The sequence below is a fragment of the Streptomyces cyaneofuscatus genome, from assembly GCF_042718795.1.
In the GTDB taxonomy this organism is placed as follows: domain Bacteria; phylum Actinomycetota; class Actinomycetes; order Streptomycetales; family Streptomycetaceae; genus Streptomyces; species Streptomyces cyaneofuscatus_A.
Map to the genome: position 1 here is coordinate 111,256 of NZ_JBHXOX010000012.1, position 15,689 is coordinate 126,944.

Below are 15,689 nucleotides of genomic sequence, written 5' to 3' on the forward strand. Positions count from 1 at the left end.
GTATCGCGATCGAAGGGACGTACATGCCCATGGGTCACACGGCCACCGCTCAGGCCGGCTCCGGCGGCCTGACAGCGACCGAGCACCGCCTGGCCAACGGCCTGCGTGTGGTGCTCTCCGAGGACCATCTGACCCCGGTCGCCGCGGTCTGCCTCTGGTACGACGTCGGTTCGCGCCACGAGGTCAAGGGACGCACCGGTCTGGCTCACCTCTTCGAGCACCTGATGTTCCAGGGCTCGGGACAGGTCAAGGGGAACGGTCACTTCGAGCTCGTCCAGGGGGCCGGCGGCTCGCTCAACGGGACGACCAGCTTCGAGCGGACCAACTACTTCGAGACCATGCCCACCCATCAGGTGGAGCTGGCCCTCTGGCTGGAAGCCGACCGTATGGGCTCCCTCCTCGCCGCGCTCGACGAGGAGTCCATGGAGAACCAGCGCGACGTCGTCAAGAACGAGCGCCGTCAGCGCTACGACAACGTGCCCTACGGCACCGCGTTCGAGAAGCTCACCGCCCTCTCCTACCCCGAGGGCCACCCCTACCACCACACCCCGATCGGCTCCATGGCCGACCTGGACGCGGCAACCCTGGAGGACGCCCGCGCGTTCTTCCGTACGTACTACGCGCCCAACAACGCGGTGCTCTCCATCGTCGGGGACATCGACCCCGAGCAGACCCTCGCCTGGGTCGAGAAGTACTTCGGCTCCATCCCGTCCCACGACGGCAAGCAGCCGCCGCGCGACGGCACCCTGCCCGAGATCATCGGCGAGCAGCTACGCGAAGTGGTCCACGAGGAGGTCCCGGCGCGGGCGCTGATGGCCGCCTACCGCCTCCCGCACGACGGCACCCGCGCCTGTGACGCGGCCGACCTGGCGCTGACCGTGCTCGGCGGCGGCGAGTCCTCCCGGCTGCACAACCGCCTGGTCCGCCGCGACCGTACGGCGGTGGCGGCGGGCTTCGGGCTGCTGCGGCTCGCCGGGGCGCCCTCGCTGGGCTGGCTGGACGTGAAGACCTCCGGCGGTGTCGAGGTGGAGACGATCGAGGCCGCCGTCGACGAGGAGCTGGCCCGGTTCGCCGAGGCGGGCCCCACCCCGGAGGAAATGGAGCGCGCGCAGGCCCAGTTGGAGCGCGAGTGGCTGGACCGGCTGGGGACGGTCGCGGGCCGCGCGGACGAACTGTGCCGGTACGCGGTCCTGTTCGGCGACCCGCAGCTCGCCCTGACCGCCGTGGGACGCGTCCTGGACATCACCGCGGAGGAGGTGCGCGAGGCGGCAGCGGCGGCCCTGCGCCCCGACAACCGGGCGGTGCTGGTCTACGAGCCCATCGAGCCGGCCGAGGATGCCGACGAGGCCACCGACGCGCCCGAGGGGGCGGACAAGTGAGCGACGCCGCCGTGACTGGAGTAGCCATGGAGTACCACCCGCAGCCGACCCCGGGCACCGCCCGGCCGTGGGCCTTCCCCGCCCCCGAGCGCGGCGCCCTGCCCAACGGGCTGACCGTGCTGCGCTGCCACCGCCCCGGCCAGCAGGTCGTGGCCGTGGAGATCTTCCTGGACGCGCCGCTGGACGCCGAGCCCGAGGGCCTGGACGGCGTGGCCACGATCATGTCGCGCGCGCTCTCCGAGGGCACCGACAAGCACAGCGCCGAGGAGTTCGCCGCCGAGCTGGAGCGGTGCGGCGCCACCCTGGACGCGCACGCCGACCACCCCGGCGTCCGGGTCTCCCTGGAGGTCCCGGCCTCCCGGCTGGCCAAGGCGCTCGGCCTGGTCGCCGAGGCCCTGCGCGCCCCGGCCTTCGCCGAGAGCGAGATCGAGCGGCTCGTCGGCAACCGGCTGGACGAGATCCCGCACGAGCAGGCCAACCCGTCCCGGCGCGCCGCCAAGCAGCTCTCCAAGGAGCTCTTCCCGGCCACCGCCCGGATGTCCCGCCCGCGGCTCGGCACCGAGGAGACGGTGCGGCGGATCGACGCCGCCGCCGTGCGCGCCTTCTTCGACGCCCACATCCGCCCGGCCACCGCGACGGCCGTGATCGTCGGCGACCTCACCGGCATCGACCTGGACGCCCTGCTCGCCGACACCCTCGGCGACTGGTCGGGCGACGCGGGCCAGGCTCGCCCGGTCGCGCCGATCACCGCCGACGACACCGGCCGCGTGGTCATCGTGGACCGGCCCGGCGCCGTCCAGACCCAGCTGCTGATCGGCCGCATCGGCGCCGACCGGCACGAGCGTGTCTGGCCCGCCCAGGTGCTCGGCACGTACTGCCTGGGCGGCACGCTCACCTCCCGGCTGGACCGGGTGCTGCGCGAGGAGAAGGGCTACACCTACGGTGTCCGCGCCTTCGCCCAGGTCCTGCGCTCCACCGGCCCTGACTCGGGCGGCGCGGCGATGCTCGCCATCAGCGGTTCGGTGGACACCGAGTCCACCGGACCGGCGCTGGAGGACCTCTGGACGGTCCTGCGGACACTGGCCGCCGAGGGGCTGACCGACGCCGAGCGCGAGACGGCCGTACAGAACCTGGTGGGCGTCGCCCCGCTGAAGTTCGAGACGGCCGCCTCGGTCGCGAGCACCCTGGCCGACCAGGTCGAGCAGCACCTGCCCGACGACTACCAGGCCCAGCTGTACGCCCGCCTCGCCGAGACGGGCACCGTGGAGGCGACCGCGGCCGTGGTCAGCGCCTTCCCGGTGGACCGGCTGGTCACGGTCCTCGTCGGCGACGCGGCCCAGATCGCGGAGCCGGTGAAGGCGCTCGGGATCGGAGAGGTGACTGTCGCCAGCGGCTGACGCACCGTCGGCACACACCAGGGCGGAGAGGACCCCGGCGGAGAGTGATTCGCCGGGATCCTCCCATTTGTCCGTTAAGGGCTACTCACGCCCTTCGCTAGAGAGCATGCGCATATGCCCTGTGGGATGTGCGACAAATCCCCCTGTCCGTTTGGTGACGGGAAGCCGCCCCGCCTAGCGTCGGCCCGGCTGTCCGTCACCCGTATGCCGCACCCGCGGCGCCGGGCAGTCATCGCCGAGTCCCCGTCAGGCGCGAGCCTGGGGAGCCGGGGACCCACACGTAGTCCCTGGGGTGAATCGGAACCCCGTGCCGTGACCCGGCGCGGAGCTCCGTAGGAGACCTTCCTGCTCCGAACCCGTCAGCTAACCCGGTAGGCGAGAAGGAAGGAAAGGATCAGCCCCTCCATGGCGTTCACCCGTGCCACCGGGAAGCACCGTGCCCCGAGCCGCCTGACGCGCCGTAGCGCCCAGGTCGCCGGCATCGCGGCCCTGGCCACCACCGGAGTCCTCGGCTCGCTGGCCTCCCCGGCCGCCGCAGCGGACTCCGAGGCCCCCAAGGCCGCCGAGACCGGACTCACCCAGGCCGTCGCCCTCGACGCCACGCTCGCCGAGCAGATCGACGCCCAGGCCCGGGTGCAGCACCAGCAGGCCGAGGCCGTCGCCAAGGCGAAGGCCAAGGCGGCCGCAGAAGCCAAGGCCAAGGCCGCGAAGGCCAAGGCGAAGGCGGAGGCCCAGCGCAAGGCCGAGGCCCGCGCCAAGGAGATCCGCGAGGAGAAGGCCCGGGCCGCCCGCGCCGCCGAGCGCGCCCGCCTCAACGCCTTCCACCTCCCGGTCGCCGGCTCGTCCGTCACCACCGGCTACAAGTCGGGCGGCGCGCTCTGGTCCTCCGGCAGCCACTCCGGCGTGGACTTCCGCGCCGCCTCCGGCAGCTCCGTGGTGGCGGTCGGCGCCGGTACGGTCGTCGAGGCCGGCTGGGGCGGCGCGTACGGCAACAACATCGTGCTCCGGATGACGGACGGCACGTACACTCAGTACGGCCACCTCTCCTCGATCGGCGTCTCCGTCGGCCAGAGCGTCACCTCCGGCCAGCAGATCGGCCTCTCCGGCTCCACCGGCAACTCCACCGGCCCGCACCTCCACTTCGAGGCCCGGACCACCCCGGAGTACGGCTCGGACATGGACCCGGTCGGCTACCTGCGCTCGCACGGCGTCAACGTCTGACCCCACCTCGCGCGACTCCCTGACTCCCGAAGGCCCCGGTTCCCCGCCGGGGCCTTCGGCGTGCGCCGGGAAGCCCTTCGTGTCGAAGGCCCCGGCCCCAACCTTTGGCCAGAAGATATCCATCAATTCCACCCTGCCATCGGAAATTGCGGCAGATTGCAATAGAGTCACGGAACAGGCGTCGGCCGGCCGCGTTTCGCGGGGATTAAGGCGGAGGTTCGGACATGCGCATTCCCGCGCATTCGGTATGCACGGCAATCCGTGACGACATCGTCTCCGGTGTCTACGAGCGCGGCAGCCGCCTCACCGAGGAGCTGCTGGCGCGGCGGTACGGGGTCTCCCGCGTCCCGGTGCGCGAGGCGCTGCGCACCCTGGAGTCCGAGGGGTTCGTCGTCACCCGCAGGCACGCCGGGGCCTGTGTCGCCGAGCCCACCGAGCAGGAGGCGGCCGACCTGCTGGAGGTGCGGATGCTCCTGGAGCCGCTCGGCGCGGCCCGGGCCGCCCAGCGCCGTACGGAGGCCCACCTCAAGGTGCTCCGCGGGCTGGTCAGGCTGGGCCAGGAGCGGGCCCGCCGGGGCGAGGGGGAGGATCTGCGGTCGCTGGGCGGCTGGTTCCACGAGACCCTCGCCCAGGCCTCCGGCAGCCCCGGCCTCATCGCCCTGCTCACCCAGCTCCGCCACAAGATCGCCTGGATGTACGCCGTCGAGCAGCCGGCCCGCCCGGTCGACTCGTGGGCCGAGCACGGGGCCATCGTGGACGCGGTGGCGCGCGGCGACGCGGAACGGGCCAGGGCGCTGACCGCCCAGCACGCGGAACGGGCCGCCGGGGCGCACCGGCTGCGCCGCCCGGACCGCCCCGGCCGGCGCACGGCGCCGCCGCCCCGGGTGAGTTCTTCGCAACACGGCGTAAACATCGCGGGTGCCCGCCATTAACAAGAACGCCGTATACAAAGAGAAGTAATTGCCGAGGGCTTTATCCGTGCTGCCCGAATAAAGCCTGAGCGGTCGACGGGGCGGCGTCAGGAATAACGAAAGAGCCGTGGTCCCCCTCGGGGAACCACGGCTCACAGTCCGTCGCCGTTGTACGGTCTCGGGATCGTCAGACGGTCTCGGGAAGCTCTTCGAGCCCCTCGGCGACCAGCTTCGCCAGACGGTCCAGGGCGGCCTCGGCGTCGTCCGCGTCGGACGCGAGCACGATCTCCTCGCCACCCTGCGCACCCAGACCCAGCACCGCGAGCATGGAGGCGGCGTTGACCGGGTTGCCGTCGGCCTTGGCGATCGTCACGGGGACGCCGGAAGCCGTGGCGGCACGGACGAAGATGGAAGCGGGGCGGGCGTGCAGGCCCTCGGCCCAACCGACGTTTACGCGGCGCTCAGCCATGGTTCTGCCCTTCACATATCAACGGTTGTCTAGACCAGTCTCTCATGCGGTGCGCGATGCTGTGCCCGGCCTCCCTCCCCTTTGCGACGCCCCGGCCGGGGCGGTCCTCAGACTGCCCCGGTACCGATCCCTCCGCGACCGGGAGACCGGCCGTAGGCTTTGCCCATGGAGCCCTCGCCGGAGCAGAGTCCGCATCACGCGTACCCCGACCACTGGGAAGCGGACGTGGTGCTCCGCGACGGTGGCACCGCACGCATCAGGCCGATCACCACGGACGACGCCGAACGGCTGGTCAGCTTCTACGAGCAGGTCTCCGACGAGTCGAAGTACTACCGGTTCTTCGCACCGTACCCCCGCCTTTCCGACCGGGACGTGCACCGCTTCACCCATCACGACTACGTCGACCGGGTGGGGCTGGCCGTCACGATCGGCGGCGAGTTCATCGGAACCGTCCGCTACGACCGCATCAACGACCAGGGCCGGCCCGCCTCCGCACCCGCCGACGAGGCCGAGGTCGCCTTCCTGGTCCAGGACGCCCACCAGGGCCGCGGCGTCGCATCGGCGCTGCTCGAACACATCGCCGCCGTCGCCCGCGAGCGCGGTATCCGGCGCTTCGCCGCCGAGGTGCTCCCCGCCAACAACAAGATGATCAAGGTGTTCCGGGACGCCGGCTACACCCAGCAGCGCAGCTTCGAGGACGGCTCCGTCCACCTCACCCTCGACCTCGAACCCACCGAGAAGTCCCTCGCCGTCCAGCGCGGCCGCGAACAGCGCGCCGAGGCCCGTTCGGTCCAGCGCCTCCTCGCCCCCGGCTCCGTCGCGGTGATCGGCACCGGCCGCACGCCCGGGGGAGTGGGCCGCACGGTCCTGCGCAACCTCCTCGCCGCCGGCTTCACCGGCCGTACGTACGCGGTGAACCGGGCCTTCGACGAGGGTCTGGCCACCCTCGACGGGGTCCCCGCCCACCGCTCGCTCGGCGAGATCGACGAGCAGGTCGACCTGGCCGTCATCGCGGTCCCCGCCCACCGCGTCCCCGAGGCCGTCGCGGACTGCGGCGAGCACGGCGTCCAGGGCCTCGTCGTCCTCTCCGCCGGTTACGCCGAGCGGGGCTCCGCCGGCCGCGAGCTCCAGCGCGAACTGGTCCGCCAGGCCCGCTCGTACGGCATGCGCATCATCGGCCCCAACGCCTTCGGCATCATCAACACCGCCGAGTCCGTCCGGCTGAACGCCTCCCTGGCCCCCGAGTCGCCGGCCCGTGGCCGGATCGGCCTGTTCACCCAGTCCGGCGCCATCGGCATCGCCCTCCTCTCCGGCCTCCACCGGCGCGGCGCGGGCCTCTCCTCGTTCATCTCGGCGGGCAACCGGGCCGACGTCTCCGGCAACGACTTCCTCCAGTACTCGTTCGAGGACCAGGACACCGACGTCGCCCTCCTCTACCTCGAATCGCTCGGCAACCCCCGCAAGTTCACCCGCCTCGCCCGCCGCACCGCCGCCGTGAAGCCCGTCGTCGTGGTGAAGGGCGCCCGGCACAGCGGCACCAACCCGCCGGGCCACGCCGTCCCGGTCAGCCGCATCCCCGACGCCACCGTCTCCGCCCTGATGCGGCAGGCGGGCGTGATCCGGGTCGACACGGTGACCGAGATGGTCGACGCCGGACTGCTCCTGGCCGGCCAGCCGCTCCCGGCCGGGCCCCGGGTCGCGATCCTCGGCAACTCCGAGTCGCTCGGCCTCCTCACGTACGACGCCTGCCTCGCCGAGGGGCTCCGCCCGCGCCCGCCGCGCGACCTCACCACCGCCGCATCCCCGCAGGACTTCCGGGACGCGCTGGCCGAGGCGCTCGCCGACGGGACCTGCGACGCCGTGATCGTCACCGCCATCCCGTGGGTGGGGGAGAACGGCGAGGCCGAGACCGGTGACGGCGAGGTGCTGGCCGCCGCCCTGCGCGGAGCCGCGGCCGGCGGACCGGCCAAGCCCGTCGCCGTCGTCCACGTGGAGATCGGCGGCCTGGCGGAGGCGCTGGCCGCCGCGAGCAGCACGGCCGCACCCCGCACCCGGCCCACGACGCTCGCCGCCCAGCCGTCCGGCCCGCCTGCCGCGTCCACCCCGCCCGCCACGACGGAGACCGCGACGGAAGAAACCGAAGAGGGCACCGAACCTCCCGCCCGCCCCGGCCGCATCCCCGCCTACCCCGCCGCCGAACGGGCCGTACGGGCGCTGGCCGAGGCCGTGAAGTACGCCCAGTGGCGGCGCCAGGCGGCCACTCCCGGCAAGGTGCCCGAGTTCCTGGACGAGACCACCGACGGGCCCGGCGCCGCCGCCCTGATCGACACCCTCCTCGGCGCCACCCCCGACCCGCGCGGCCGCCCCCTCACCCACGACGAGGCCCGCGAGCTGCTCGGCCGCTACGGCATCCCCGTACGCCCCACGCTCCCCGCCCCGGACCCCGACGCGGCGGTGGCGGCGGCCGCCCGCCTCGGCTACCCGGTGGCGCTGAAGACCACCGCACCCCACCTGCGCCACCGCGCCGACCTCGGCGGCGTCCGGCTCGACCTCGCCGACGAGGACGCGCTGCGCCGCGCGTACGGAGAGTTCACCGAGCTCCTCGGCAAGCCCGCCGAACTCCTCCCGGTCGTCCAGTCCATGGCCCCGCGCGGCGTGGACACCGTCGTACGGGCCTCCATCGACGCCGCCGCCGGGGCGATCCTCTCCTTCGGCCTCGCGGGCGCCCCCTCCGAGCTCCTCGGTGACACCGCGCACCGGCTGGTTCCGGCCACCGACCGCGACGCCGCCGAGCTGATCCGGTCGATCAAGGCGGCCCCGGTCCTCTTCGGCTGGCGCGGCTCGGCCCCCGTGGACACCCCGGCCCTGGAGGAGCTGCTGCTCCGGCTGTCCCGGCTGGTCGACGACCATCCCGAAGTGGTCTCCGTGGCGCTGGAACCGGTGGTCGTGGCCCCCCAGGGCCTCACCGTGCTCGGCGCGAGCGTCCGCCTGGCCCCACCGCCCCCGCGCGGCGACCTCGGCCCCCGCCGCCTCCCGAACTACTGACAGGTCCCAGGCAGCCACCGGCCCACCGTAGGATGGTGCACATGGCAAAGACCGGTACGACGACCCAGGGGCTGCGCGCGGCGATCGAGCGCAGCGGCTACTACCCGGCCCTCGTGGCCGAGGCGGTCGAGGCCGCCGTCGGCGGAGAGCCGGTCGCCTCGTACCTGGTCCACCAGGAGACCACGTTCGACTCCAACGAGGTCCGCCGCCATGCCACGGTCCTCGTGCTGACCGAGAACCGGTTCATCGTCAGCCACACCGACGAGCAGGCCGCCGACACCAGCTCCCCGACGCCGTACGCCACCACCTCCACGGAGTCGGTCAAGCTCGACCGGATCTCCTCCGTCGTGGTCAGCCGGGTGGTGGCCAACCCGGAGAAGTACGTCGCGGGCACGCTGCCCCGCGAGGTCGTCCTCACCATCGGCTGGGGCGCGGTCTCCCGGATCGACCTGGAGCCCGCCGCCTGCGGCGACAGCAACTGCGAGGCCGACCACGGCTACACCGGCAGCTCCACCGCCGACGACCTGAGCCTGCGCGTCAGCGAGGCCGGTGACGGCCCCGACGCCGTCCGCCAGACCCTCGCCTTCGCCCAGTCCCTCTCCGAGGCCACGGCCGCCACCGCCGCGACCGGCCGGTGATGGCCCAGGCCGCCTGGCAGGACCCGGTCCCGCTCGCGCTCGACACCGCCCCCGTCCCGGCGTACGGCGGTGGCTCGCTGGCCGACCTGCTGCCGACGCTCGCGGCCGGGCAGGGCGTGGAAGGCCTCACCGCCACCATCGGCGAGCTGACGCCCGCCGACCGGAACTGCGTCTTCCTGATCGACGGCCTCGGCTGGGAGCAGATCAAGGCCCACCCCGCCGAGGCGCCCTTCCTGCACTCCCTGCTCCCCACCTCGCTCGGCAACACCGGCCGCCCCATCACCGCCGGCTTCCCCTCCACCACCGCGACCTCGCTCGCCTCGGTCGGTACGGGACTCCCGCCCGGCGAGCACGGCCTGCCCGGCTACACCGTGCGCAACCCGGAGACGGGCGCGCTGATGAACCAGCTCCGCTGGAAGCCGTTCACCGCGCCGAAGGTCTGGCAGCCCTACCCCACGGTCTTCAAGCTGGCCGACGCGGCGGGCGTGCACACCGCGCAGGTCTCCTCCCCGGACTTCGAGCAGACCCCGCTCACCAAGGTCGCGCTCAGCGGCGGCTCCTTCCTCGGCCGGCTCTCCGGCGAGGACCGGATGGACGTCGCCGCCCAGCGCCTCGCCGCCGGTGACCGCTCCCTCGTCTACACGTACTACAGCGAGGTCGACGGCAAGGGCCACCGCTTCGGCGTCGACTCCGACGCCTGGCGCGGCCAGTTGATGTACGTCGACGGGCTCGCCCAGCGCCTCGCCGAGCAGCTCCCGCCGCGCTCCGCGCTCTACATCACCGCCGACCACGGCATGATCGACATCCCGTTCGACGAGCAGTCCCGGATCGACTTCGACGAGGACTGGGAGCTGCGCGCCGGCGTCGCCCTGCTCGGCGGCGAGGGCCGCGCCCGGCACGTCTACGCGGTGCCCGGCGCCCAGGGCGACGTCCTGGCCGTCTGGCGCGAGGTGCTCGGCGAGCAGTTCTGGGTGGCGAGCCGGGACGAGGCGATCGCGGCGGGCTGGTTCGGGCCCGTGATCGACGAGCGGGTGTACGGCCGCATCGGCGATGTGGTCGCCGCCGCCCACGACGACGTGGTCATCACCGCGTCGGTCAACGAGCCGCACGAGTCGGTGATGGTCGGCATGCACGGCTCCCTGACCCCCGTCGAACAGCTCGTCCCGCTGCTCGAAGTACGCTCGTAGCCGCGTTTCCCCCCCACTGTTCCGATCCGCTGTTCCGATCCGCTGTTCTGAAAGGTGCTCGACCCCTCATGCCCGAGCTGGTGTTCTTCTCCGGAACCATGGACTGCGGAAAGAGCACGCTGGCCCTGCAGATCGGTCACAACCGCTCCGCGCGCGGCCTCCAGGGCGTGATCTTCACCCGCGACGACCGGGCGGGCGAGGGCAAGCTCTCCTCCCGGCTCGGCCTGGTGACGGACGCCGTCGAGGCGGACGAGGGCATGGACGTGTACGCGCACATCGTCGACCGGGTCAGCCGCGGCGGCCGGGTGGACTACGTGATCGTGGACGAGGCGCAGTTCCTCGCCCCGCTCCAGATCGACCAGTTGGCCCGGGTCGTCGACGATCTGGGCCTGGACGTCTTCGCGTTCGGCATCACCACGGACTTCCGCACCAAGCTCTTCCCCGGTTCCCAGCGGCTGATCGAGCTGGCCGACCGGATAGAGGCCCTCCAGGTCGAGGCGCTCTGCTGGTGCGGCGCCCGCGCCACGCACAACGCCCGTACGGTGGACGGCGAAATGGTCGTCGAGGGCGCCCAGGTCGTCGTCGGCGACGTCAACCGGCAGGCGGGCGAGGTCGGTTACGAGGTGCTGTGCCGACGCCACCACCGCCGCAGGCTCACCGCGGAGACGGCCCGCGCCGGCACGCTCTCGCCGGACGTGCTGCCGGTCGCTGCCGAAGGCTGATCCGGTCAGTCCTCGGACGACCGTACGATCGTGAACGCCGCGCCCTCCGGGTCGGCCACCGTCGCCAGCCTGCCGCTCGCGCCCTCGCGCGGCGGCTGCAGGATGTGCCCGCCCAGCTCCACCACCCGCGCCGCCGACGCGTCCACGTCGGCGACCTCGAAGTACGTCATCCAGTGCGGACCCCGGTCGCGCGGCAGCGACTGGCCGACGCCGTGCAGAGCGGCCACCGGGCGGCCGGCCAGGTGCAGGGTCTGGTAGTCGAAGTCGGCGGAGACCACCGCCTCGGTCTCGTAACCGAAGACCGTCTGGTAGAACTTCGCGACCATAGAGGTCTCCCGGGTCACCAGCTCGTTCCAGACGGGGGTGCCGGGGACGCCCGCCGTCATGGTCCCGATGTGCTCCGAGCCCTGCCAGGCGCCGAACACCGCCCCGCCCGGGTCGGAGGCGATGACGAGCCGTCCCGCCTCGCCCGCGTCGAGCGGGCCGACCGCGACCGTGCCGCCGCAGGAGCGGATCACCTCGGCCGTCCGGCCCGCGTCGTCCGTCGCCAGGTAGGTGGTCCAGGCGATCGGGAGGTGTCGGTCGGGTGGCAGTTGGCCGATGCCCGCGACCTCCTTCCCGTCGAGCAGCGCGCGGACGTAAGGGCCCAACTGGTCGGGCCCCGGCCGGAACTCCCAGCCGAACAGAGCCCCGTAGAACTCCTGGGTCGCGCTCAGGCCGTGCACGATCAGACTCACCCAGCAAGGTGTTCCGGGCGTGCGCCGGGCAGCAGCCTCGGTCATCGTCTTGTCTCTCCTCGGACCGTTGTGTGGCCGGACGGGGGAACGGGGCGCGGGCGGCCGTCCCGGGTCAGGACGCGGTCCGCACACCCCGTGCAGATGCTCGCACCACCCGGCGCCGGTACGGCTCCGGCCGCGCCGCGTTCTGCGGGTTCTCGACGGGGCGGGACCGCTTCGAGCGGGTATTTCCGTTCCGACGCGGGTACGGGTACGGGTGCCACGGCCTCTGCGCGAGGATGGCACCCATGAAGCCCATCATCACCGCATCCGCATACGCGAGCGAGTCGGCGGGACCACGGCCCCCGGTGCTCCTGGACGTCCGCTGGCAGTTGGGTGGTCCGCACGGCCGCCCCGACTACGAGGCCGGCCACCTGCCCGGTGCCGTCTTCGTCGACCTCGACACGGAACTGGCCGGACCGGCGGGCAGCGGCGGCCGCCACCCCCTCCCGGACCCGGAGGCCTTCGGCGCCGTGATGCGCCGCGCCGGGGTCGGCCAGGACGCCCCGGTCGTGGTCTACGACGGCGGGCAGGGCTGGGCCGCCGCGCGTGCCTGGTGGCTGCTGCGCTGGACGGGGCACCCGGACGTACGGGTCCTGGACGGCGGGCTCGCCGCGTGGACCGGCGACCTCTCCACCGAGATCCCGCACCCCGCCGAGGGCGATTTCCGGCCGAAGCCGGGCGCCCTGCCCACCCTGGACGCGGACGCGGCCGCCGACCTCGCCCGTACGGGTCTGCTCCTGGACGCACGGGCGGCCGAGCGCTACCGGGGCGACGTCGAGCCGATCGACCGCGTCGGCGGCCACATCCCCGGCGCGGTCTCCGCCCCCACCACGGCAAACGTCGCGGAGGACGGCCGCTACCTTCCCGCCGAACGGCTCACCGAGCGGTTCACCGCGCTCGGAGCGGGGAAGAGCGGCGGGCCCGTCGGCGTCTACTGCGGATCGGGGGTCTCCGGCGCCCACGAGGTGCTCGCCCTGGAGATCGCCGGCATCCCCGCCGCGCTCTACCCCGGCTCCTGGTCCGAGTGGTCCGCCGACCCCGCCCGCCCGGTCGCCACCGGCCCCGAGCCGGCCTGACGGGCGGCAGCACGGAGAGGGGCCCGTACGCCATGGCGTACGGGCCCCTCTCCTGCCGACCGGCACTCCCGGTCAGTCCTGCTTCTTGCGGCGGGTGCCGAACACGATCTCGTCCCAGCTCGGCACGGCGGCCCGGCGGCCCGGCCGGACCCCGTCCGCCTCGGCCTGACGGTCCGTCGTCCCGGTCAGCCGGTCGCGGTGACCCGCCACCGCCCGGGGCATCAGTACATCCGCGTACGCCGAACCGGCGCCGGCCGAGGCCGCGGCGGCGGGCGGCTCGTCCGCCTCGCTCTCCTCCACCGCCGGTTCGAGCGCGGGCGGCTCGGGCTGCGTGGGCCGCTCCGGTACGACCATGTCACCGCGGAAGCTCGGCACCGCCTCCAGCAGGCTGGTCAGCGAGTCACGCTCACCGGCCGACGCGCTGCTCACGTACTCCTCCGGCTCGGAAACCGGAGCGGGCCGCTCGACGTGCCGCTCGATCTGCCGGTCGAGAGCGCGGTCCAGCGGCCGGTCGCGCGGCAGCCGGGCGATCCGGGGCACGAACGGGAAGCTCGGCTCGGGCGCCGCGCTGTCGCTCTCGCCGATCAGCGAGCGCGCCTCGTCGTCCAGGGCCTGGACCAGCCGGCGCGGCGGGTCGTAGGACCAGCTCGCCGAGTGCGGTTCGCCCGCGACCCGGTAGACGAGGAGGACCTCCCAGGTGCCGTCGTCGCGGCGCCAGGAGTCCCACTGGACGGTCTCCTTGTCGGCGCCGCGCAGCAGCAGCCGCTCCTGCACCGCCTCGCCGAGCTGGGGGCCGGTGTTCTCGCCGGGGCGGCGCACGGGAGTCTTCCGGGCCCGCTCGGCCATGAAGGCGCGCTCCGCGAGCACGGGGCCCTCGAAGCGGCGGACCCGGTCGACCGGGATGCCGGCGAACTGGGCGACCTCCTCCGCGGAGGCACCGGCCCGTATGCGGGCCTGGATGTCGCGGGGGCGGAGGTGGCTCTCCACCTCGATCTCGATCTGGCCGAGCCGGGCGCGGTCGTTGCGCACGGCGGCGCGTAGCCGCTCATCGATCGGAAGCGTGTATTCCGTGCTGTCGGCAGCCTTGAGCACCAGTCGTGTGCCGTCGTTGGAGACGGCCACGACACGCAGTTCGGGCATGGGGACCTCCCGGGTGGTGCCTGCCGACGTCACGTGCGTCGCTGCTTCCGCTAGTCGAGTGTGACCTGCCCGGGTGCAGCCTGCCACAACCTTGCCAAGTTGCCCGGCGTGTCGGGCGCTCGCCCTGGAACGCCGCCATGGCACGGTTGTCTCTTGCGTCCCAAAGTGACCGATTTGGTCGCTCTGTACGGCAAGTGCCCGTGCCATGCCTTGGCGCTGCCCGGTCCGAGTGCCGCTGCCGGCCCCCTCCCGTAGCTGCGGATTCCGGTGTCGGAGTCCGCCCCAGGGCTCGTACGGTACTCCATTCGGGCCACTTGGGTGGACCGGCGCGCCGCCGAACTTCGCGGGAGGTGCGGGAGTTGGGATACCCGGTTCCCCGTGAAATGCCCCTGATGCGTGTTGTGCTTCACACAATCACCGGAAACGGAACTATCCACTTCGCTCATTTGTCCCTTCCTGTTGCATGGTGGGAGAGATGTCAAGCAGGGGCTGGTAATGGTTCAGAAGCCGGAAAGTGACACAGAACCCAAGGAAAGGCGCATAGATCTGAGTCTGCCGCAGGTCGCCGGGAGTGCCGTGGCGGCCGTCGCGGCAGCCGTGGCGGCCTCACAGCTGGGCGTGTACGGCACCATCGCCGGGGCCGGCGTGATGAGCGTCGTCGCCACGTGCGGCGGCTCCGTCTTCCAGCACTTCTTCCGCCGCACCGGCGAGCAGATCCGCGAGGTGACGGTCCAGGTGACCCACCCGGAGGGCCGCCAGGTGACGGTGCACACCAAGGAGACGACGCCCTCGGCGCACAGAGCCGCCGAGCGGCGGCCGCGACCGGAGCCCGCGTCGGCTGCGACGGAGGACGCCACCACGGTGCTGCCCACGGTCGACCCGGGCGCGGTCCCGGAGGTGCTGGCGGAGGGGGAGAGCACGCAGTTGCTGAAGCCGGTCGCCGACACCGACCGGACGCAGGTGCTGAAGCCGGTCGCGGAGACCGACCGGACGCAGATGCTGGACCTCGGCGACGCGCGCACCCGGATGCTCCGGGCGGTGCCCGGCGCGGGCGCGGGATCCGGCCCGGGAACGGGTGCCGAATCCCACCCGGACCGTACGCAGGTGCTGCCGCAGGCCGCCCCAGGTGAGCCGTCCCCTGATGACGCGTTCACCGAAGGCACCACCCACGGCACCCGGCTGCGCGGCTGGAAGCGCCCGGTGCTCGCGGCCGCCGCGGTCTTCGCCGTGTCCATGGCCGGGATCACCGCCTTCGAGGTGTTCTCGGGCAACGACCTCAGCGGCGGCAAGGGCACCACCCTCGGCTCCGTCGTACGCGGGGGAGGCGGCGGAGACCGCGATTCCGGCCCGGCCGACCCCACGCCCTCCGGGGAGACCGGCCAGGACGGGCGAGGCGAGCAGAGCCCGACCCCCGGCGACGGCGACGAGGACGGCAGCGGCACCGGTTCCGCCCCCGCCACCGACCCGGGCGACGGCAACAGCCAGAGCCCGGACCCCGGTACGGGAACGGGCGGCGAGCAGCCGGACACCGGGTCCACCCCCACGCCGACGCCCTCGGGCTCCGGCGACGGCGGGACCACGCCCGCGCCGACGCCGACCCCGTCCGCCCCCGACGGCGGCGGCACCGGCGCCCCCGACCCGACGACCGCCCCGGGCACCGGCGGCGCCGCCGGCCAGGGCGAGCAGGCGCCGCCCGCCGACGGCACCGGCGGCGAGTGACGACGT

The 15,689-nt window shown here is 73.4% G+C and carries 13 protein-coding genes and 1 riboswitch; of the genes, 10 read left to right on the forward strand and 3 right to left on the reverse strand.

Features of this window, described 5'->3' with window-relative positions; translation table 11 throughout:
• Positions 1–23 precede the first annotated feature (23 nt).
• The 4 genes from ACFWRT_RS16040 (at position 24) to ACFWRT_RS16055 (ending at position 4,929) form a co-directional block, all read left to right on the forward strand.
• A complete protein-coding gene (locus ACFWRT_RS16040; protein WP_380949846.1) occupies positions 24–1,379 on the forward strand; it encodes a M16 family metallopeptidase in 1,356 nt (451 codons plus the stop codon).
• A gap of 26 nt (positions 1,380–1,405) precedes the next feature.
• Positions 1,406–2,776: a M16 family metallopeptidase gene (locus ACFWRT_RS16045; RefSeq protein WP_380949845.1), complete on the forward strand. Its 1,371-nt coding sequence runs from the start codon at positions 1,406–1,408 to the stop codon at positions 2,774–2,776.
• Positions 2,777–2,999: 223 nt separating this feature from the next.
• A riboswitch (cyclic di-AMP (ydaO/yuaA leader) is annotated at positions 3,000–3,168 on the forward strand.
• A 13-nt stretch (positions 3,169–3,181) separates the two neighbouring features.
• Positions 3,182–3,997, forward strand: a complete 816-nt coding sequence (locus ACFWRT_RS16050; protein WP_380949844.1) for a M23 family metallopeptidase — start codon at positions 3,182–3,184, stop codon at positions 3,995–3,997.
• A gap of 224 nt (positions 3,998–4,221) precedes the next feature.
• A complete protein-coding gene (locus tag ACFWRT_RS16055; RefSeq protein ID WP_030571410.1) occupies positions 4,222–4,929 on the forward strand; it encodes a GntR family transcriptional regulator in 708 nt (235 codons plus the stop codon).
• A 166-nt stretch (positions 4,930–5,095) separates the two neighbouring features.
• Here ACFWRT_RS16055 and ACFWRT_RS16060 read toward each other — a convergent pair whose 3' ends face one another.
• A complete protein-coding gene (locus ACFWRT_RS16060; protein ID WP_007449776.1) occupies positions 5,096–5,377 on the reverse strand; it encodes an HPr family phosphocarrier protein in 282 nt (93 codons plus the stop codon).
• A gap of 165 nt (positions 5,378–5,542) precedes the next feature.
• Here ACFWRT_RS16060 and ACFWRT_RS16065 point away from each other — a divergent pair, with 165 nt between their 5' ends.
• The 4 genes from ACFWRT_RS16065 to ACFWRT_RS16080 all read left to right on the forward strand — a co-directional run bounded on the left by ACFWRT_RS16065 (position 5,543) and on the right by ACFWRT_RS16080 (position 10,969).
• Complete coding sequence (locus ACFWRT_RS16065) at positions 5,543–8,422, forward strand: bifunctional acetate--CoA ligase family protein/GNAT family N-acetyltransferase (RefSeq protein WP_380949843.1); 2,880 nt, start codon at positions 5,543–5,545, stop codon at positions 8,420–8,422.
• A 41-nt stretch (positions 8,423–8,463) separates the two neighbouring features.
• Entirely contained in the window at positions 8,464–9,060 is a 597-nt protein-coding gene (locus ACFWRT_RS16070) for a DUF5998 family protein (RefSeq protein WP_380949842.1), read from the forward strand.
• Positions 9,060–10,247, forward strand: a complete 1,188-nt coding sequence (locus ACFWRT_RS16075; RefSeq protein ID WP_380949841.1) for an alkaline phosphatase family protein — start codon at positions 9,060–9,062, stop codon at positions 10,245–10,247. The genes ACFWRT_RS16070 and ACFWRT_RS16075 overlap by 1 nt, the downstream gene beginning before the upstream one ends.
• A gap of 68 nt (positions 10,248–10,315) precedes the next feature.
• Positions 10,316–10,969: a thymidine kinase gene (locus ACFWRT_RS16080; RefSeq protein ID WP_380949840.1), complete on the forward strand. Its 654-nt coding sequence runs from the start codon at positions 10,316–10,318 to the stop codon at positions 10,967–10,969.
• Positions 10,970–10,974: 5 nt separating this feature from the next.
• Here ACFWRT_RS16080 and ACFWRT_RS16085 read toward each other — a convergent pair whose 3' ends face one another.
• Positions 10,975–11,751: a VOC family protein gene (locus tag ACFWRT_RS16085; RefSeq protein ID WP_380949839.1), complete on the reverse strand. Its 777-nt coding sequence runs from the start codon at positions 11,749–11,751 to the stop codon at positions 10,975–10,977.
• 242 nt (positions 11,752–11,993) lie between these two features.
• Between ACFWRT_RS16085 and ACFWRT_RS16090 the strand changes: the two genes are divergently transcribed.
• Complete coding sequence (locus ACFWRT_RS16090; RefSeq protein WP_380949838.1) at positions 11,994–12,824, forward strand: sulfurtransferase; 831 nt, start codon at positions 11,994–11,996, stop codon at positions 12,822–12,824.
• A gap of 72 nt (positions 12,825–12,896) precedes the next feature.
• Here ACFWRT_RS16090 and sepH read toward each other — a convergent pair whose 3' ends face one another.
• Complete coding sequence (gene sepH / locus ACFWRT_RS16095; RefSeq protein WP_380949837.1) at positions 12,897–13,964, reverse strand: septation protein SepH; 1,068 nt, start codon at positions 13,962–13,964, stop codon at positions 12,897–12,899.
• Between the two features lie 495 nt (positions 13,965–14,459).
• Between sepH and ACFWRT_RS16100 the strand changes: the two genes are divergently transcribed.
• A complete protein-coding gene (locus tag ACFWRT_RS16100) occupies positions 14,460–15,683 on the forward strand; it encodes a hypothetical protein (protein WP_380949836.1) in 1,224 nt (407 codons plus the stop codon).
• Positions 15,684–15,689 lie beyond the last annotated feature (6 nt).